The organism is Streptomyces sp. NBC_01471, from assembly GCF_041438865.1.
Classification (GTDB): Bacteria; Actinomycetota; Actinomycetes; order Streptomycetales; family Streptomycetaceae; genus Streptomyces.
Genome location: NZ_CP109450.1, coordinates 4,237,783 through 4,256,058, shown reverse-complemented (window position 1 = coordinate 4,256,058; position 18,276 = coordinate 4,237,783). Strand labels below are relative to the sequence as shown.

Annotated in this window: 23 protein-coding genes; 6 read left to right on the top strand and 17 right to left on the bottom strand. The window is 71.4% G+C overall.

Features of this window, described 5'->3' with window-relative positions; genetic code table 11:
- Positions 1-15: 15 nt before the first annotated feature.
- The 3 genes from OG285_RS18850 to OG285_RS18840 form a co-directional block, all read right to left on the bottom strand.
- A complete protein-coding gene (locus OG285_RS18850) occupies positions 16-1,266 on the bottom strand; it encodes a GNAT family N-acetyltransferase (protein WP_371791625.1) in 1,251 nt (416 codons plus the stop codon).
- Between the two features lie 128 nt (positions 1,267-1,394).
- On the bottom strand, positions 1,395-2,357 hold the full coding sequence (locus tag OG285_RS18845) for an asparaginase (RefSeq protein WP_371791624.1): 963 nt from the start codon (positions 2,355-2,357) through the stop codon (positions 1,395-1,397).
- 45 nt (positions 2,358-2,402) lie between these two features.
- The gene (locus OG285_RS18840; RefSeq protein WP_356827587.1) at positions 2,403-2,990 is read right to left on the bottom strand and encodes an ABC transporter substrate-binding protein; all 588 of its coding nucleotides are present in this window, start codon (positions 2,988-2,990) and stop codon (positions 2,403-2,405) included.
- Between the two features lie 116 nt (positions 2,991-3,106).
- On the opposite strand from OG285_RS18840, the gene dtd reads away from it, so the two are divergent.
- Complete coding sequence (gene dtd, locus OG285_RS18835; protein WP_356827585.1) at positions 3,107-3,532, top strand: D-aminoacyl-tRNA deacylase; 426 nt, start codon at positions 3,107-3,109, stop codon at positions 3,530-3,532.
- A 94-nt stretch (positions 3,533-3,626) separates the two neighbouring features.
- Here dtd and OG285_RS18830 read toward each other — a convergent pair whose 3' ends face one another.
- The 6 genes from OG285_RS18830 to OG285_RS18805 all read right to left on the bottom strand — a co-directional run bounded on the left by OG285_RS18830 (position 3,627) and on the right by OG285_RS18805 (position 8,554).
- Positions 3,627-4,592: a folate-binding protein gene (locus OG285_RS18830; protein WP_356827583.1), complete on the bottom strand. Its 966-nt coding sequence runs from the start codon at positions 4,590-4,592 to the stop codon at positions 3,627-3,629.
- Between the two features lie 31 nt (positions 4,593-4,623).
- The gene (locus OG285_RS18825) at positions 4,624-5,076 is read right to left on the bottom strand and encodes a transcriptional repressor (protein WP_356827581.1); all 453 of its coding nucleotides are present in this window, start codon (positions 5,074-5,076) and stop codon (positions 4,624-4,626) included.
- A gap of 20 nt (positions 5,077-5,096) precedes the next feature.
- A complete protein-coding gene (locus tag OG285_RS18820; protein ID WP_356827579.1) occupies positions 5,097-5,660 on the bottom strand; it encodes an FABP family protein in 564 nt (187 codons plus the stop codon).
- Between the two features lie 301 nt (positions 5,661-5,961).
- Positions 5,962-6,804, bottom strand: coding sequence for a hypothetical protein (locus tag OG285_RS18815; protein WP_356827577.1), 843 nt, complete (start codon positions 6,802-6,804; stop codon positions 5,962-5,964).
- On the bottom strand, positions 6,801-7,685 hold the full coding sequence (locus OG285_RS18810) for a hypothetical protein (RefSeq protein WP_371791623.1): 885 nt from the start codon (positions 7,683-7,685) through the stop codon (positions 6,801-6,803). The genes OG285_RS18815 and OG285_RS18810 overlap by 4 nt, the downstream gene beginning before the upstream one ends.
- The gene (locus tag OG285_RS18805) at positions 7,682-8,554 is read right to left on the bottom strand and encodes a hypothetical protein (RefSeq protein WP_371791622.1); all 873 of its coding nucleotides are present in this window, start codon (positions 8,552-8,554) and stop codon (positions 7,682-7,684) included. The genes OG285_RS18810 and OG285_RS18805 overlap by 4 nt, the downstream gene beginning before the upstream one ends.
- 103 nt (positions 8,555-8,657) lie before the next feature.
- Between OG285_RS18805 and OG285_RS18800 the strand changes: the two genes are divergently transcribed.
- On the top strand, positions 8,658-9,023 hold the full coding sequence (locus OG285_RS18800) for a DsrE family protein (RefSeq protein WP_164259682.1): 366 nt from the start codon (positions 8,658-8,660) through the stop codon (positions 9,021-9,023).
- Positions 9,024-9,060: 37 nt separating this feature from the next.
- Here the strand turns inward: OG285_RS18800 and OG285_RS18795 are convergent, their stop codons facing one another.
- The 8 genes from OG285_RS18795 to OG285_RS18760 form a co-directional block, all read right to left on the bottom strand.
- Entirely contained in the window at positions 9,061-9,378 is a 318-nt protein-coding gene (locus OG285_RS18795; RefSeq protein ID WP_356827571.1) for a DUF3099 domain-containing protein, read from the bottom strand.
- A gap of 150 nt (positions 9,379-9,528) precedes the next feature.
- Positions 9,529-9,816, bottom strand: coding sequence for a DUF1416 domain-containing protein (locus OG285_RS18790; RefSeq protein WP_164259678.1), 288 nt, complete (start codon positions 9,814-9,816; stop codon positions 9,529-9,531).
- A 42-nt stretch (positions 9,817-9,858) separates the two neighbouring features.
- On the bottom strand, positions 9,859-10,698 hold the full coding sequence (locus tag OG285_RS18785; RefSeq protein WP_266855492.1) for a sulfurtransferase: 840 nt from the start codon (positions 10,696-10,698) through the stop codon (positions 9,859-9,861).
- A 190-nt stretch (positions 10,699-10,888) separates the two neighbouring features.
- Positions 10,889-10,969: an Ms5788A family Cys-rich leader peptide gene (locus tag OG285_RS18780; RefSeq protein ID WP_356828304.1), complete on the bottom strand. Its 81-nt coding sequence runs from the start codon at positions 10,967-10,969 to the stop codon at positions 10,889-10,891.
- Between the two features lie 242 nt (positions 10,970-11,211).
- A complete protein-coding gene (locus tag OG285_RS18775) occupies positions 11,212-11,904 on the bottom strand; it encodes a DUF2993 domain-containing protein (RefSeq protein WP_371791621.1) in 693 nt (230 codons plus the stop codon).
- Between the two features lie 73 nt (positions 11,905-11,977).
- Positions 11,978-13,351: a hypothetical protein gene (locus tag OG285_RS18770; protein ID WP_371791620.1), complete on the bottom strand. Its 1,374-nt coding sequence runs from the start codon at positions 13,349-13,351 to the stop codon at positions 11,978-11,980.
- Positions 13,352-13,359: 8 nt separating this feature from the next.
- Positions 13,360-13,614 (bottom strand): MoaD/ThiS family protein, encoded by a 255-nt coding sequence (locus OG285_RS18765; protein ID WP_266855489.1) that lies wholly within the window; start codon positions 13,612-13,614, stop codon positions 13,360-13,362.
- Positions 13,615-13,707: 93 nt separating this feature from the next.
- Positions 13,708-14,538 (bottom strand): alpha/beta fold hydrolase, encoded by an 831-nt coding sequence (locus OG285_RS18760; protein WP_356827564.1) that lies wholly within the window; start codon positions 14,536-14,538, stop codon positions 13,708-13,710.
- A 262-nt stretch (positions 14,539-14,800) separates the two neighbouring features.
- Between OG285_RS18760 and OG285_RS18755 the strand changes: the two genes are divergently transcribed.
- The 4 genes from OG285_RS18755 (at position 14,801) to OG285_RS18740 (ending at position 18,264) form a co-directional block, all read left to right on the top strand.
- Positions 14,801-15,592 (top strand): response regulator transcription factor, encoded by a 792-nt coding sequence (locus OG285_RS18755; RefSeq protein ID WP_356827562.1) that lies wholly within the window; start codon positions 14,801-14,803, stop codon positions 15,590-15,592.
- A 36-nt stretch (positions 15,593-15,628) separates the two neighbouring features.
- Complete coding sequence (locus OG285_RS18750) at positions 15,629-16,651, top strand: LacI family DNA-binding transcriptional regulator (RefSeq protein ID WP_356827560.1); 1,023 nt, start codon at positions 15,629-15,631, stop codon at positions 16,649-16,651.
- Between the two features lie 247 nt (positions 16,652-16,898).
- Positions 16,899-17,990 (top strand): S1C family serine protease, encoded by a 1,092-nt coding sequence (locus OG285_RS18745; RefSeq protein WP_371791619.1) that lies wholly within the window; start codon positions 16,899-16,901, stop codon positions 17,988-17,990.
- 49 nt (positions 17,991-18,039) lie between these two features.
- On the top strand, positions 18,040-18,264 hold the full coding sequence (locus OG285_RS18740; RefSeq protein WP_356827557.1) for a hypothetical protein: 225 nt from the start codon (positions 18,040-18,042) through the stop codon (positions 18,262-18,264).
- The last annotated feature ends 12 nt before the right edge of the window (positions 18,265-18,276 follow it).

Genomic DNA, 18,276 nt, shown 5'->3' with positions numbered 1-18,276 from the left:
AACTCCACACAGGCCCTAGAAGCCGTCCGGGCACCACGGCCGGACCGCCGTACGGAACAGCGCCTCGGCGACGGCGACCGCACCCGCCGTCTCCTCCGAGATCCGGCCCAGCGCGGCGAGCCGGACCGCCGAGGCATCGCCCAGATACAGGGCCCCCAACTCCCCCACATCCAGAGTCACATCGGCCGCTTCCGAGGTCGGCGCGCAGACCGCGCCGTCGGGCGAGGCGTCCAGCCGGTAGCGGCCGGCCGAGAGCCCGTCGTGGTCCCGCACCTCAAGAACCAGGGTGCCGGACCCCTCGTACGTCCGGGTCTCCAGCGCCCGTACGACATCGAGCAGCCGGATCCACAGGAAGTCCGCGTGCTGGGTGATCCTGGCCGCGCGCGGGTCGGGCAGCAGCGACGGCAGCAGATCGTCCGGGCCCCGGTGCGCCGCCTGCACGGTGGTGACCCAGTCCACCGAGCAGAGGAAGTGCCACAGGGCGCGTTCGGCGGCCGGGGAGACGGCGATCAGGTCCTGCACGGTCGCGGTGTTGAGCGGCTGCTTGGCGGGGCCCCAGTGGTCGTCGGCGGTGTACACGAGCAGACCGTCGACCTCACCACGGGGCGAGCGGTAGACCGCGTAGAAGGGTTCGGTCCACGGCGCCCGGCCGCCCGGCATCGGCTCCAGTCCCGTCCTCGTGGCCCACCAGCGCTCGTTCCTGCTGACCGCGCCGGGCTGCGACCGCCGGAAGCGGGCGTGCAGTTCGGGCCCGAGCTTCCGTACGTCCGCCCCGTCGACCAGGTCGATCCGGCCGCCGCACTCAGGGCGGGCCCAGCGCGGGTCGAGTCCGGCGCGCGGCACGTCGACCGTCCAGTCGGTGGCCCAGGCCCCCGGTCCGAAGCCGAACCGGCCGTAGATCGGGTACTCGGCGGCGATCAGCGTCGCCAGCGCTTCCCCGCGCTCCTTCGCCGCCGCCAGGTCCACCGCCATCATCCGGCTGAGCAGGCCGCGCCTGCGGTGCGTCGGGGTGACCGTGACGTTGGTGACCGCGTCCGACGGGAGCGAGGCCCCGCCGACGACAGTGATCTGCTGCGCGAAGGACCGGAAGGTCGCCACACAGCGCCCGCCGTCGAACGCCCCCTGGGTGCGCGCCAGATCCGTGTGCGGACGGCGGCTGCGCACCTCCTCGTCGGAGACCGCCGGCGGGTGGAGAAAGCCGGTGTGACAGGCGCGGAGCCAGTCGGGGTACTCGGACTCGGAGACGGTGCGGATCTCAACTGCCATGGTGGCCACGCTAAACACCCGTCCATCGGACTGTCGCGCGAATTTCGGACCGGCACCTCGGGACCGCGCTTCCGGACCGGTGACCTCGGATCAAGTGCCGGGACACCAGCACGTCTAGACCGGTGTTTTCAGACCGCCGAGCGGATTTCGCCGACCTTCGCGGCGCCGCCGAGCAGCGGCGCGTCCGCCAGCCTGGCCAGCACCGGGCTCTCCACGCCCATCCGCTCCAGGGTCCGCGCCAGCACCGGGCCGAGCACCCGGGTCGCGCCGTCGTCGACCTTGAAGGCGAGCGCCCGGCCGTCCGGGAGCGCCAGCGCCTGGACCGCCTCGGCGCCCATCTTGGAGAGCGTCCCGGGCAGCGCCCGCATCACCCAGGTGTCGGGCCTGCGGGTCCCCGCTACGTACTCGGGGTGGGCGCGCATCGCGTCCGCGACCCGGCGCTCCGGCGAGCCCTCGGGGGCCAGCACGAACGTACGGAACGCACGGGCCAGGCCCACCAGGCTGATCGCCATCAGCGGCGCCCCGCACCCGTCCGTGCCGACCGAGGCCACCGGCTCGCCCGCCGCCTCCTCGATCACCGTCAGGACCAGCCGCTGGAGCGGGTGGGAGGGGTCGAGGTAGGAGTCGGTGGGCCAGCCGTTCAGCTCGCAGACGGCCAGCATGGCGGTGTGCTTGCCCGAGCAGTTCATGGTGACGCGCTCGCGCCCGTGACCCGCGGCGAGATACCCCTCGGCCTCGACCGGGTCCAGCGGCAGGTCGGCCGGGCACTGGAGATCGCTCTCGCTCAGCCCGTACTCACTGAGCATCGTCCGCACGAGCGCCCGCTGGAACTCCTCGCCCGAGTGGCTCGCCGCGGCCAGCGCCAGCCGCTCGCCGGAGAGGTCGAGCCCGGCCCGCAGCACGGCGGCTGCCTGCATCGGCTTGTTGCTGGAGCGCGGGAAGACGGGCAGTGACGGGTCGCCGAGCGCGTGGTCCACGCTCCCGTCCGCCGCGAGCACCACCAGCGAGCCCCGGTGCCTGCCCTCCACGAAGCCGGAGCGCACGACCTCCGCGAGGACCGGGGATACAGGGGCGGTGGAGCTGGCGGTCATCGTCGGCCTTCCGGGAACGGGGCCCCGCCCACCGGAGGGATCGCCTCAGGTGAGCAGGTCGTCTACTTGCGCTTCGCCCTCACGGTACCTGCGGGCGATCTCCGCGCTGCAATCGTCCGCGGTGCGCTGGAGGTGCTGCCTGCGGCTGGAGACCTGCTGTTCGTAGCGGACGAGACGGCCCATGCCGGTGTGCAGCTCTTCGTCCGTACGGGCGCCGAGGTCGGAGAGCTCCACCTCGGCGAGCATGTCGGCGGCCAGCTTGCTGTTCTCCGCGCTGCGCGGCGTCGAGAGCGTCACATGGCGGGCGGACGAGCGGTGCGAGGACGGCACGTCGGCCAGGATCTCGGAGAGCCGCTCCACGACCGGGGACTCCGGACCCGTGCGCCGGGACAGCTCTGCGCGGAGGATGTCGATCCGCCCGTGCAGCATCCGGCGTACGTAACTGAGGTCGGCCTCGTCCCGCTGGGCGTCCCTGCGCAGCGTGCGCAGTTCGGACAGGCGCAGCCCGCCGATGTCGTGCCCGGTGGTCGCCGGGAGCGCGGCGCCCGCGCGCGGCGCGGGTGCCCGTTGTACCGAGCTGATCCGGGTCATGGATACGGGACCGGGCGACTGCCTGGCGCCAGATGTGCTCATATGCGTATTCCGTCCCCTCGACCGGTGCGGTGCACCGCCTCCCGTGCATGGTGCCACTCCGTGTGGTGCCGCTGCTGGCTCTCCGCACCCGTTCGGCCCCGGATAGGTTGGACCGCATGCGTGCAGTGGTGCAGAGGGTGGACGGCGCGAGCGTCGTCGTGGCTGGTGAGACCGTGGGTGAGATCACCGGCGAGGGTCTGTGTGTCCTTGTGGGGGTCACTCATGAGGACACAACGGAAAAAGCGGCGCAGCTAGCCCGAAAGGTCTGGTCGCTGCGGATCCTGTCGGGCGAAAAGTCGTGCTCGGACGTGAATGCACCTTTGCTGGTGATTTCGCAGTTCACGCTGTACGGAGACGCCCGGAAGGGCCGCCGCCCCACCTGGAACGGGGCCGCTCCCGGCGAGGTGGCCGAGCCGCTCGTGGACGAGGTGGTGGCTCAGCTGCGCGCCCTGGGCGCGACGGTCGAAACGGGCCGGTTCGGCGCGAGCATGCGGGTCTCGCTGACGAACGACGGCCCGTTCACGGTCCTGCTGGAGATCTGACTCCGGCCCGACGGGACAGCCTGGCCGGGACACCCGGCCGGGACAGCCCGGCGAGCCCCAAGAGCCCGGCAGCCCGGCAGCCCGGGACAGAGCCCTACGGCTCCACGACGACTTCCTGGGCGGCCGCGGTGTCCCCCGCGAGCAGCTCCGCGTCCAGCGGCACATTGCGCTTCACCAGCGCCAGAGCGATCGGTCCCAGTTCGTGGTGGCGGGCCGACGAGGTGACGAAGCCCAGCTGGCGGCCCTCCGCGCCGTCCGAGGCGAGCCGGACCGGCGTGCCGGGCCCCGGCAGCAGCACCTCGCTGCCGTCCAGATGCAGGAAGACCAGCCGCCGCGGCGGCTTCCCCAGGTTGTGGACACGGGCGACCGTCTCCTGCCCCCGGTAGCAGCCCTTCTCCAGATGGACCGCGGTGCCGATCCACCCCAGCTCGTGCGGGATGGTCCGGTGATCGGTCTCCAGGCCCAGCCGCGGCCGGTGCGCCTCGATCCGCAGCGCCTCGTACGCGAGGAGCCCGGCGGCCGGGCCGTGCTCGGCCGCGTACTCCGCCAACTGTTCCCGGGGCAGGAAGAGATCCCGGCCGTACGCCGTCTCCCGCACGACCACACCGTCCGGCACCCCGGCGATCGAACCGGCCGGGAGATGCACGACGGCGATGTCCGCGCTGCGGTCGGCGACCTCGGCCCGGTAGTAGAACTTCATGCTCTCCAGGTACGCGACCAGCTCCTGCTGCGTGCCCGGCTCGACATGCGCCCACACCGTCTCGCCGTCGTCCACGAGGTAGAGGGCGTGCTCGATGTGGCCGTTGGCCGAGAGGATCAGCGCCTCGGTGGCCACACCCTGCGGCAGCTCGCTGACGTGCTGGGTGAGCAGCAGATGCAGCCAGCTCAGCCGGTCGGGGCCGGAGACCGTGACGACACCGCGCTGCGAGAGGTCCACGAGACCGGCGCCGTCCGTCAGCGCACGCTGTTCGCGGAACGGGTCCCCGTAGTGGGCGGCGACACCTTCGTCCCGGCCTTCGGCGGGGACGGCACCGGGCAGTGACAGCAGCGGACTCTTCATGACCGCAAGCCTACGACCGCCCGCCGGAAGGCTACGAACCGCCGCCGGAAGCCGGCGGCGGGACGGCCTTGGCCGAGCACTTCGCGCACCGCCCGAAGATGGCGAAGTGCTTCATGTCCGTCTCGAAGCCGAACGCTTCGCGGAGCTGCCCGGTGAAGCCCGCGGCCACACTGATGTCGGCCTCGATGACGTCCGTGCAGTCCCGGCAGACAAGGTGGATGTGGTGGTGCCGGTCGGCGAGGTGGTACGTGGGTGCGCCGTGCCCGAGATGGGCGTGGCTCACCAGGCCCAGCTCCTCAAGCAGCTCCAGCGTTCGGTAGACCGTGGAGATGTTCACGCCGCCCGCCGTCTTCCGCACCTCGGTGAGGATGTCGTCGGGCGTCGCGTGCTCCAGTGCGTCCACGGCCTCCAGCACGAGCTGTCGCTGAGGGGTCAGCCGGTAGCCGCGGCTGCGGAGGTCACTCTGCCAGTCAGTGGTCACCACGCCTCCAGTGTAGGAGCGGGTTACTTGAAGAAGGCGATTCCGTCGTCAGGAAGGTCCTTCAGATCCTTCGCCCACTCGCTGGGGTCGACGGACTTCTTCAGATGCGCGGACATGTAGGGCCGCAGCTCGACGTCGGGGGTGGACTTCTCGCCCACCCACATCAGGTCGCTGTTCACATAGCCGTAGAGCCGCTTCCCGCCGCTGTACGGGCCGGACGCCGCGGTCCGTGCGACCGCGTCCGTCACCAGGTCGATCTGCGGCTTCTGGTCGGCGAGCTCGCCGTACCAGATCTCGACGACGCCCTGGTCGCGGACCATCACGACCTCGACCTTGCGGTGCTCGTCGATGCGCCAGTACCCGGACTCGGTCTCCAGCGGCCTGACCTTCGCGCCCTCGGAGTCCAGCACCCAGGTGTGCGAGGTGTACTCCAGGAAGTCGCGGCCGTCGTGGGTGAAGGCGACTTCCTGGCCGAAGTTGCACTTCTCCTCACCGGGGAAGTCCGCGACACCGGCCCCCGTCCAGTTGCCGAGGAGGAAGACCAGCGGGACGAGGCTCGGATGGAGGTCCGACGGAATCTCGATCATGAGGGCTCAGACGATCTGTGAGAGGGGGGTTCGGGCTGCCGGCTGCCGGTTACCGAGGGTCAGCGCTGACCCTGGTAGAGCTTCTTCACGGAAAGACCGGTGAAGGCGATGACGCCGACGCAGACCAGGACCAGCAGGGCGATGTAGAAGGCTTCAAGCACGAGGTGCTCCTTGTATGAGCGACTGCACGGACAAAAGCAGGAAGGGCCGGGTCCCAGCCTAATGGGTGGGGGCCCGGCCCTCTCTGCGAGGTACGGCAGCCGGCCGCGTACCCTTCCCGGCCGCCGGCCGGGAACGGCCGTCAGCCGAGGAGCTGGCTCTGCAGGACGAGCGTCTGGTGGAACGGTACGGCGGGGGCCCCGCCCTTCCGCCTCTCGGTGATCACCGCGAGGGTGTCCCCCGCGACCACCGAGGCCGTCCGGGCCTGGGTCGCGCCGTAGGGCTCCTGCTCGGCGAACACGGACTCCGACAACTCCTTCGGAGCGCCCCTGCCGTCCCAGCTCTCGTCGAGCTCCATCAGGGGCGCGTCCGCCGGCGGCTGGCCCGCGTCGATCCCGGTTCTGATGACGTTGTCCTTGAACGCCTGGGCGAAGGCGTTCGACTCGAAGGTCAGCAGATAGATCCGGGTCGAGGTGCCGTCCGGCATCGTCCAGCCGCGCGCCGCGATGTGCCGTACGACGTAGTCGCGCAGCCCTGTGGTGATGTCGGCCCGGCCGTCCTCGTCGTACTCGGTCACATAGCGGCTGTCCGGCACCCAGCCCCCGGTCAGCTCCGGATCGCCCTTCGCGCCCGCGGGGGCGGGCAGCAGCAGATCGCGGGCGTCCGCATGGTGGATCTGCCCGTCGTTGCCCGCGGTGAAGGGCCGGGGTGCCCCGGCGGGCAGCGCGGGCAGCTTCAGCGCACCGAAGTCCCAGCGGCCGTCGTCCGCGGTCGCCAGTCCGGGGACATCAGTGCGGTCCAGGGCGGTGAGCCCGCAGGCGGTGGCCGCGCCGAGCCCGCCGCAGACCGCGGCGGCCAGCGTCCAGCGCGCCACCGCGCGCAGCACCCGGCGGTCTCCGAGCGGCCTGCGGTCCTCGGGCCGGGGCTGCTCCCGGGGCCCGGCCGGCGCGTCCGTGTTCGGAGGCACGGTCAGAGGCACGGTCATACGGGCTCTCCCGGGGTCTTGAGGTAGTCGAGCTGATGGCCCAGGAGCGCCACGGCGTCGTCCTTGTGGAACGCCTTGGTGAAGGTGGCGCTGGACGTGACCAGCACGTCGCCCCGGTAGCCGAAGCAGTTCATGGTGCGGATACCGGATTTCGGCTCCCTGGGCAGCAGGAAGCAGCCCGTACGGGAACGGTGGCCCTCGACCTTCGGCCCGGGGCTCGCCCCGAGCAGCTTCAGGAGCGCCACCCGGGCCGTGAACTGGTCCCGTACCGCCTTCGTGTCCCTGATCCGGGCCAGCTGGACCTCGACGACCAGCCCGTTGTCGTCGGAGGCGTACGACCGCATTCCCATGCCGCGCACACCCCACCCCTCGACCTTCCGGTTCCACTCGGCACGCCGGGTGCCGGACAGTCCGTTGCCGCTCGTCTTGATCACGGCCTCGGCCTGCTGGGCGGTCAGTTCGGCGTCGTTGCCGTACTCGCCGACGTCGGGGCCGAGCCGGTAGAGCCCGGGGACGGGCAGCAGCAGCTTGCTGAGCTCGGTGTCCTGACGGCCGCCGGCCAGGCCGGTCACCGGGTCCTTGCCCCTGGGCTGCGCGCCCTTGCCCCAGAGCGGGGTCGGGGCCTTCGTGGCGGCGTGCGCGGCGGTGACCGAGACGTACGCGATGCCGCCCGCTGCGGCGCCGAGCACCAGCACCGCGGGGAGGACGGCGGCCGCGATCCGGACGGCACGGGACGCCCGCCAGGAGGGTCGCGCACCGTCCCGGTCGGTCCGTACGTCGTCCACGGGGCTCTTCACCTGATCGTTCACGGTGATGCCGTTCACGGGGGACTCGTTCACGGCGGTGCCGTTGACGGGGGTCTCGTTCATGTCGTCGCTCACAGGCGCTCCAACTGCCGCTCGGCCAACGTCCTGATGTCTTTCTGGCTGATCGGCCGGGAGTCGAAGACGTTGATCTCGAACATCACATCGCCGCGCCAGCCCATCGCCGTGGCCCAGTAGCCGTCGCCGGACATCTCGGTGCTCTCGGGTGCGCGGACCACGTACCTGGCGTTGCCACTGCCCTTGACGGTGCCGCCCCGCTCGCCCTCGTCGGCGTCGGTGTCGGTGTCGGTGTCGGGCAGGTATCTCAGCTGCTCGTCGGCCGTCTCCTGGGCGGCCAGGCCCGATCCGGCCCGGAACTGCACCAGCCGCACGGCCGCCTCCCGGTCCTGGCCCTGCATCCAGTCGTCCGCGGCGATCCGGCGCACGTTCGACTGGATCAGGTCGGTGAATCCGTCGGCGTCGCGCACCAGTTCCATGCCGTACTCGCCCGGCGTGAGCCAGCCGTCCCTGGGCAGCCCGCCCCGGGCGTACACCGGCCGGTCCGCGGTGCGCGCCCCCGGCGGCCGGGGCACGAGCTGCTTGCGGAGGTCGCCGTCGGTGGTGACCCTGCGGTCCTCCGCGGCCGTCAGCGGGCCGCGGCCCGCGCCCTCGGCGAGCGGCTTCGCCGGGTACGCCGGCCCCCGCTGCGCCAGGGCGGGAAGCCGGGTCGGAGGCCGGTCGGCCTGGATGGTGTAGCCGATCGCGCCGCCGCCGACGATGCCGAGCAGGGCGGCGGAGGCCACGATGAGCGTGGTCCGGCCGCGGCGGCGCGACGGTCTCCCGGGCTCCTGCTGCTGTTCCCGTTCGGACTGTTCCTGCTGTTCCTGCTGTTGCTGTTCCTGCTGTTGCTGTTCCTGCTGTTCAGGAACGCCGTGTACCGCTTCCAAAGGGGTCCCCCCACGAGACCAGAGGCGCGGATTCCCTATCCGTGCATCCACCTGACTCGCCGGGACGGAAGGGGGTTGTACGGCCGCCGATTACAGTTCGGGCATGGCGCAGAAGAAGCTAGTGATCAAGGTGACCGCGGGATCCGACGCTCCCGAACGGTGCTCCCAGGCCTTCACCGTGGCGGCGGTCGCGGTGGCCAGCGGGGTGGAGGTCTCGCTCTGGCTCACCGGTGAGTCGTCCTGGTTCGCCCTGCCGGGCCGGGCCGCCGAGTTCGAGCTGCCGCACGCGGCGCCGCTGCCGGATCTGATCGACTCGATCCGGTCGGGCGGACAGATCACCGTCTGCACCCAGTGCGCGGCCCGCCGCGACATCACGGAGCAGGACGTCCTGGACGGCGTACGGATCGCGGGGGCCCAGCTCTTCGTACAGGAAGCGATGGGCGACGGAGTCCAGGCACTCGTCTACTGAGCGGCGCCGACCGGCCGGGCAGCTGTCGACCGGGCCCCTACCGGCGCCGTTTCTTCCCGTCCAGCTCGTCCCACCACTCGTCGGACGTGCGGTCCCCCGACGGCGGCAGATCGGTGTGCTTGTCCGTGCGCGTGTCCGCGGATCCGTGGTCGGGCGGCTGCTCGTCCCACCAGCGGTCCTCCGGGCCGCGCCGGTTGCCGACGATCGCCGCGACCGGCGGGATGACCATCGCCACGAAACACATGCCGATGGCGGCAGGCACCGACCAGAGACGTACGAAGGCCCAGGCGGAGATGAAGAGCAGCAGACAGCCGCCCATCAGCAGGAAATAGCCGCGCCGACGTCGCGAGTACATGCCTCCAGCGTAAGACCGATCGGTAACTCCCCGCCCCCGGACGGCGCTCGGTCCTTCTCCGCATCCGGACGGCACGGAGGGCCGCACCCGGTCCAAGTGGCGTCCAACCCCCTGGGGTGCGGCCCTCCGGCCGGTTCAGGTACCGCTCGATCAGACAGCGATCGCGATCTCCGCGAGGCCGCCGGTCTGCGCGACGACCGTGCGGTCCGCCGTGCCACCCGGGACGAGAGCGCGCAGCGTCCACGTGCCCTCGGCCGCGTAGAACCGGAACTGTCCGGTCGCCGAGGTCGGAACCTCGGCGGTGAACTCGCCGGTCGAGTCCAGCAGCCGCACATAACCGGTGACGGGCTCGCCGTCACGGGTCACGCTGCCCTGGATCGTGGTCTCACCGGGCTTGATCGTCGAGGCGTCCGGGCCGCCGGCCTTCGCTCCGCACATGCTGTTCTCCTGAGGGGCCTGAGAGGTTGGTGAAGGTCGGTACTACTTGTTGGCGCCGAGCTCGATCGGCACGCCCACCAGCGAGCCGTACTCGGTCCACGAGCCGTCGTAGTTCTTGACGTTCTCCTGGCCGAGCAGCTCGTGCAGGACGAACCACGTCAGCGCGGAGCGCTCACCGATGCGGCAGTACGCGATGGTGTCCTTGGCCAGGTCGACCTGCTCGTCCTCATAGAGGGCCTTGAGCTCGTCGTCCGACTTGAAGGTGCCGTCGTCGTTGGCGTTCTTCGACCACGGGATGTTGCGGGCGCTCGGCACGTGGCCGGGGCGCTGCGACTGCTCCTGGGGAAGGTGCGCCGGGGCGAGCAGCTTGCCGCTGAACTCGTCGGGCGACCGGACGTCGACCAGGTTCTTGCTGTTGATCGCGGCCACCACGTCGTCGCGGTAGGCGCGGATCGACTCGTCCTGCGGCTTGGCCTTGTACGTGGTGGCCGGGCGGGACGGCACGGCGTCGACGAGGTCGCGGGAGTCGAGCTCCCACTTCTTGCGGCCGCCGTCGAGCAGCCGGACGTCGCTGTGGCCGTAGAGCTTGAAGTACCAGAAGGCGTACGAGGCGAACCAGTTGTTGTTGCCGCCGTAGAGCACGACGGTCGTGTCGTTGCCGATGCCCTTCTCCGACAGCAGCTTCTCGAAGCCGGCCTGGTCGATGAAGTCACGGCGGACCGGGTCCTGGAGGTCCTTGGTCCAGTCGATCCGGATCGCGTTCCTGATGTGGTTCTTCTCGTACGCAGAGGTGTCCTCGTCCACCTCGACGATGGCGACCTGCGGGTCGTCGATGTGGGCCTCGACCCAGTCGGCGTCTACCAGAACGTCGCTGCGGCTCATGCGGAATCTCCTCCGGGGATGGGGAATCCCCCCTGCTCCTGCGGAGCCTGGGGACGTGCGGCGGGATGGTGCGGTGGTGTCGGCGTACGGATCCACGGAGGCCGGGAGACAGAGCGCGTCCGGCACCGCGGGGGGTGGCCCTGACAGAACGGTCGGGGGACCCGGGGGATTCGGGAGTCGGAGCTCCCGCTCAGAAGGCGCGACAGAGCATGGCGGCGACGCGGCACAGGTCGACTGCCCGCCGCTTCGTGAGATCCGCCTGCTGCTTCATACGGACGATCGTAGGGAAGTACGGGCGGAGATGTCACCGCCGTTTCAGTCAATGAGACACGATCGTCCGCGATGCGGGACGAGGTGTCGATGCGGCGCGCACGGCCCGGGATCCCCACGATTCCGTACCTGCCCACCATCTGCGGACCGGACTCCTCCGTCTCACCATCCGGTCATCTCCGACTGTCCGGCCCCGACCTGCTGCCCCCTGCTGCCGCTACCGCCCCTGCTGCGCCTGCTCCCCTACTGCCCGGCCAGCACGACGTGCGTCCCCGTGACGCCGATGTCGACGCCGTCCGGTGTGGCCCGCAGCTCGCTGAGTTTCAGACCCGCGGGCAGCCCGCCGACCGTGCTCTCGAAGTCCGTCTTCTGCCGGACCAGGCCCTCCAGGCCGGGGATGCCCTCGCCGGGCACCGTGTCCGCGTGCACCTTGATCCGGTTCGTCCCCACCATGGTCACCGTCGAGGTCACACTGCGGCTGACGGTCCGCCCCAGGACGGCGACCGAGCCGGTCACCTTGACCTTGCCGTTTCCCGCGTAGGCGAGCTTGGCGCCGGAGTCGGACGCCCTGGTGAGGTCCGCGTACGAGATGTGCGCGCTGCCGCTGGCGCGCGCCGCCACGGCGCTGCTGAAGGTGCTGGAGACCGTGACGTCGTGCAGTTCGGCCCGTACCTCGGTGATCCGCACGTGGCGGCCGGACGCGCTCGCGTCGACGCCCTTGAGCGTGACGTCGACCCGGCCGAGCTTCTTGTCGAGGACCTGCGTCAGGAACGGGAAGCCCTTGATGTCCACGTCGGGGGAGGCCGACAGGCCCTCGGTGCTGCGTATTCGGTCCGCCGCCTTGTTCTCCGCGACATGGACCGCGATCCGGTCGGCCAGGACGAAGAGCCCGCCCAGCACCACGACGACGATGAGCAGAGTCCGCAGTGCTCGCATGGCCGGTCGTCCCCCTGCTCGTACCCGAGTCCTGATGCGTGCCGGTGGCACGGACCCGAGCCTAACGGGGCGATCAAGCGATCAGTCGGCCGATCAGGTAGACGGCGGGTGCCGCGGCCGAGAGCGGCAGGGCCACTCCGGCCGTCATGTGGACGAACCGGGACGGGTAGTCGTAGCTCGCGACGCGCAGCCCGATCAGAGCGCAGCCGCCGGCCGCGAACCCGAGCAGCGCGCCCTGGATCCCGGGCCCGGTGACACTGCCCGCCAGGGCTCCGGCGGCCGCCGCCGCGACCAGGGCGGCTACGACCCCGGCGGGGCCGGGCAGCGGGAGCGCGCGGACGACGGCTGCGACCGCCACGGCCGTACAGCCGACCGTCACCGCGTCCATGGACGAGGCGAGGATGCCCGTCGCGACGATGGTGAGCGCGGAGGAGGCGATGGTGGCCATCAGTCCGGCCATCCGCTCGTCGGCCGGTGCATGGCTGCGCAGCTGGAGCACGAGCGTGAGCAGCACCCAGACTCCGAGGGTGCCGATGATCGCGGCGGGCCCGTGGTCCGCGCCCGCGACGAGCAGGGCGATGTCCGCGACGACACCGCCGAGGAAGGCGAGCGCGATGCCCTGCCGGGCGGGCCACATGCCGTTCAGCCGGAACCAGCCGGCGGCGGTGACGGCCTGGAGCACCAGCAGCGGCACGACCAGGGCGTACCGCCCGCCGAACGCGGCGACGGCGAGCAGGATCCCGAGCCCGGCCGTCAGTGCGGCGGGCTGCATCCCCGGAGCGATGATCGGCGACCGCCCTTCCGCACGGGCCCGCTGCGCGTCGGTGACCCGCGCCTGACCGACCGTGCTGGGGGCGCTGTACGCGGGGCCGTCGGCGGGCGCCGCCGCTGCGGGCGCCTCGGCGACGGCAGGCGCGGGCGCGGGCCGCGCGGCGTACGGCGCGGGAGCGGGCGCCTCAGGAGGAAGGGGGAGCGACTGCGGGGGGAGGTAAGTGGATTCGGGGCCGGTGTAGGGCTGCTGCGGCTGCTGCGCCTCGTGCTGCTGATACGGCTGATACGGCTGGTTCTGGTGGTTCTGGTGACTCTGCTGGTTCTCGTGACCCTGCTGGTCCTGCTGGTCCTGCTGGTAACCGTGGTTCTGCTGGTACGCAGGCTGCTGGGCGTACGGATCCTGGGCGTACGGATCCTGGCCGTACGAGGCCTGCTGCCGGCCGTACGGGTCCTGCGGCGGGGCCGCGTACGACTGCTGCACGGGCTCCTGCACCGGTTCCCGCACAGGCTGCTGGGCCGGCTCCTGCACCGGCTGGAACTGGGTGTCCCAGGTCTGCGCGCTCCAGGTCTGGGTGAACGGATCGTGCGGGTGCGCGTCCTGGTACCCGTTCGGGTCCTGGGAGGACCGCGGATCGGGCTGCTGCGGCTGCCCGTACGGATATGGCTGATCACTCATGTGGGGGGTCACCCTCCTGCGAACGGCGGGAGCACCTCGACCGTGCCGCCCTCGGCAAGCCGTACCGTCTCATGGCCGCGGGTCCCCACGGGATCACCGTCGACGAGGAACGAACACCGGCGCAGCACCTGCGCCAGCTCACCGGGGTGCCGCTCGCGCGCCGCGTCGAGTGCTTCGGCCAGGGTGGCGCCGCTGTACGGCTCCTCGGCTGTGCCTGCGGCGGCCTTGGCGGCGGCCCAGTAGCGGATGGTTCCCGCGGGCATGGGTACTCCTCATTGGTTTGCGTCGCGCGGGTCCATGATGCCGGGTGCGCGGGCGCCTCCGCGCCCCTGCCCCGTCACCAGCCCCGCAGACCCCTACCGCATCAGCCACTCCCCCACCCGCGCCAGCAACGCGTCCCCGGCCGCGTTCTCCGCGTGCCCCATCCCCGTCTCCACCCAGAGCTCCACGGCCCCCGGCCCCGCGGCCGCGGCCAGCATCCGCGGATGGTCCAGCGGAAAGTAGGGGTCCCGGTCCCCGTGCACGATCAGCAGCGGCGTGGGAGCGATCAGCGGCACCGCGTCCACCGGCGACAGCGGGACCGGATCCCAGTCCTCCGTGTGGATCCGGGTCCGGAGGCCGACCCGCCCCACCAGCCGCCCCAGCGGTCGCGTGACCACCCAGTGCAGCCGCCGCATCGGCGCGGTCCCCCGGTAGTACCACCGTGCGGGAGCGCTCACCGCGGCCACCGCGTCCGTACGTGCTCCCGCGAGCCCCGCGTCACCCCCGGCGGCCCCGTACAGCGCCGCATGCCTCAGCACCACAGAGCCGCCCATCGAGAAGCCGACCGTCACCACCCGGCTGTGCCCGAGGCCGCGGGCCCACTCGACCGCCGCCGCCAGATCGAGCACCTCCCTGTCGCCCACCGTCGAGCGCCCGCCCGACCGCCCGTGCCCCCGGAACGAGAACGTGACCACGGCCGCACGCTGCGCGAACACCCCCGCGGCGCGCCGCACCGCGGGCCGGTCGACGGACCCCGTGAACCCGTGCGCGACCACGATGACCGTGTCGCCCGGACCCTTCACGCACGGCTCGTACAGCGCCTCGATCGGCACCCCGTCCCGGGTACGAAGGATCACCCTCAGGTCGCCCGGAGTGACCAAGGGAACAGAGGCCCTCCGGAAATGGTCTTCTGACGCAGAAGTCATGTGGGCTATTCTGGACGGATGAGGACCTGGGCAAAGTTGCCTGCAGGTCCTTTTGTGCTTTCGGCGCGTTGTATACGAAACGCGCAGGACGGTGCAGCAAGCCCCGGGCCCGGGGTATGCGCAGAAAAAAAGCAGTGCCACATACGCCCCCACTGCCCGAACGGCGTGGGAGGGGCCCCCGTCGCAGGGACCGAGGAGGAACCGACGTAATGGGCGAGCGATATATGCACGACCGTATGACGACCACGGCAGGTGGGGCGCGATGAGTTCTCTGCTGCTCCTGACCAACGCCCTCCAGCCGTCGACGGAGGTGCTACCCGCCCTCGGACTTCTGCTGCACAGTGTGCGGGTCGCTCCCGCCGAAGGCCCGGCTCTCATCGACACCCCGGGTGCCGATGTGATCCTCGTGGACGGGCGCCGCGACCTGCCCCAGGTCCGCAGCCTCTGTCAGCTGCTCCACTCGACGGGGCCCGGCTGTCCGCTGGTCCTCGTCGTCACCGAGGGCGGTCTCGCGGCTGTCACGGCCGACTGGGGCGTGGACGACGTCCTGCTCGACACCGCGGGCCCGGCCGAGGTCGAGGCGCGGCTGCGGCTCGCGATGGGCCGCCAGCAGATCACGTCCGACGACTCCCCCACCGAGATCCGGATCGGCGACCTCTCGGTCGACGAGACGACGTACAGCGCGAAGCTCAAGGGCCGGGTCCTGGACCTGACCTTCAAGGAGTTCGAGCTGATCAAGTACCTCGCGCAGCACCCGGGCCGGGTCTTCACCCGCGCCCAGCTGCTCCAGGAGGTCTGGGGGTACGACTACTTCGGCGGTACGCGCACGGTCGACGTCCACGTACGGCGGCTGCGCGCCAAGCTCGGCCCCGAGCACGAGTCGCTGATCGGCACCGTCCGCAACGTCGGCTACCGCTTCGTCACCCCCGAGAAGGTGGAGCGCGCGGCCGAAGAGGCCCAGGCCAAGGCCGTCGAACGGGCCGCTGAGGCACTGACCCGGACGGAGGACGCGGCGAGCTCCCGGGAGCCTGCGGCCCGGCCCGTAAAACGGTAGGTCCCACGGCAGGTCCATCCGCGTAGACTGCCGCGCGTGGCCAAGGTGACGCGGGACGATGTGGCGCGACTGGCGGGGACTTCGACCGCGGTCGTCAGCTACGTCATCAACAACGGGCCGAGGCCGGTCGCCCCGGCCACGCGCGAGCGGGTAGTCAACGCGATCAAAGAGCTGGGGTACCGGCCGGACCGGGTGGCCCAGGCCATGGCCTCGCGGCGCACCGACCTCATAGGGATGATCGTGCCGGACGCCCGGCAGCCCTTCTTCGCGGAGATGGCGCACGCGGTCGAGCAGGCCGCCGCCGAGCGCGGAAAGATGGTGCTCGTCGGCAATTCCGACTACGTCGACGAGCGCGAGGTCCACTATCTGCGGGCCTTCCTCGGGATGCGGGTCTCCGGCCTGATCCTGGTCAGCCAGGGCATGAGCGAGCGCGCCGCCGCCGAGATAGAGGCGTGGGACGCCCGGGTGGTGCTGCTGCACGAGCGGCCCGAGGCGATCGACGACGTCGCCGTCGTCACGGACGACATCGGCGGCGCCCAGCTCGCCACCCGCCACCTCCTCGAACACGGCTACGCGTACGTCGCCTGCCTGGGCGGCGTCGAGTCGACGCCCGCCGTCGGCGACCCGGTGGCCGACCACGTCGAGGGCTGGCGGCGCGCCATGCAGGAGTCGGGCCGCTCCGTCGACGGCCGGCTCTTCCAGGCCCCGTACAACCGCTACGACGCGTACCAGGTGGCGCTGAAGCTGCTCGCGGGTCCCGACCGGCCGCCGGCGATCTTCTGCTCGACCGACGACCAGGCGATCGGTGTCCTGCGGGCCGCCCGTGAGCTGCGGATCGACGTGCCCACCGAGCTGGCGGTGGCCGGCTTCGACGACGTCAAGGAAGCGGCCCTGACGGACCCCCCGCTGACGACGGTGTACTCGGACCGCCCGGCGATGGCGCGCTCCGCGGTCGATCTCGTACTGGACGACGCGCTGCGGGTGGCGGGGTCGCGGCGGGAGCGGCTGAAGCAGTTCCCGTCGGCGCTGGTCGTGCGCCGTTCCTGCGGCTGCGGCTGACCCGCGCGTCTCCTTCTCCTTCTCCTTCTCCTTCTCCTTCTCCTTCTCCTTCTCCTTCTCCTTCTCCTCGCCCTCGCCCGCGCGCCTCACCCTCCCCCCGGCTGCGCGTCACACCTTCGCGGGGCCCCCGGGTCAACCCCGCCCGGCCGCAGGGCCGTCGGGCCTTTATATCGGGCATACGGGGTTCTGTCGGGCTTCTCAGCGGGCACTCAGGAAACTCTCATGGTCGGTGGCAAGGCTGTGAGACATGACCGAGAACCCGGAGCAGTACCCCAACCCGCAGCAGGACGATGCGTACACGGCCCGGTCCTACCCGCCGCCGCCCGCACACCAGCCGACAGCGGCCTGGCCGCCGCCGGCTCCGGCCGCCCCGGCGGATCACGCCGCGTCCAAGCGCGCCAAACGGCCGGTCGCCCTCCTCGCCGCTGTCGCCATTGTCGCGGCAGTCATCGGCGGCGGTTCGGCGGCGCTCGCCGAGTCCCTGATGGACAACGGTGGCAACGGCGGGAACCCCGCGGGCACCGTCAGCGGCACCACCGTCTCGCAGTCGAGCAAGGGCACGGTCTCCGGTGTCGCCCAGGCCGTCTCGCCGAGCATCGTGGAGGTCAAGGCGACCTCCACGGCGGGACAGTCCACCGGCGCGGGCGTGATCGTCACCGCCGCCGGTGAGATCGTCACCAACAACCACGTCATCTCCGGTGCCGACTCGGTCAAGGTCGCGCTGAGCGACGGCAAGACGTACACGGCGAAGGTGGTCGGCACCGATCCCGACAAGGACCTCGCCCTCATCAAGGTGGACGGCGCGTCCGGCCTCAAGCCCGCCTCGCTCGGCGATTCGTCCCATGTCGCCGTCGGCGACCAGGTCGTGGCGATCGGCTCCCCCGAGGGCCTGACCGGCACCGTCACCAGCGGCATCATCTCGGCGCTGAACCGGGACGTCACCGTCGCCAAGGACGAGGGCCAGGGACAGAGCCAGGGTCAGGGACAGGGCCAGGGACAGGGTGAAGGCCAGGAGCAGGGCCAGGGCCAGGGCGGCGGCGACGGCAACTGGCCGTTCCAGTTCGGCGGTCGGCAGTTCAACGGCGACACCGGCTCCTCCACCACCACGTACAAGGCGCTCCAGACCGACGCCTCGCTCAACCCCGGCAACTCCGGTGGTGCCCTGATCAACATGAACGGCGAGATCGTCGGCATCAACTCCGCCATGTACTCGGCCAGTTCGCAGAGCAGCGACAGTTCGAGCGACGCCGGGAGCGTGGGCCTCGGCTTCGCCATCCCCATCAACACGGTCAAGGCCGACCTCGCCCACCTGCGCGCGGGCGGCAGCAACAGCAACTAGCACGACCCGCCGGCACGCACCGCGCCGGCCATCACCCCCGGAGGGCCCCGTGACCGTCAACGTCACCGTCAACCGAGCCAGGCACGCCCTGCTCACCGCGGTCTCCTGGACCGACCCGGCCGATCTCGGGCTCCCCCTGGCACTGGCCCAGTCGCAGGCCGACCGGGGAGGAGCGGCAGCCGTGCGGGCCCCCGAGGTGCGGGCCGCCGCCACCTCCGCCGCCGGCTCCAAGGGGCGTGCCGCACGCCGCCGCCGGTCCGCCGTGCGAGGCTGAGGGACGCCACGC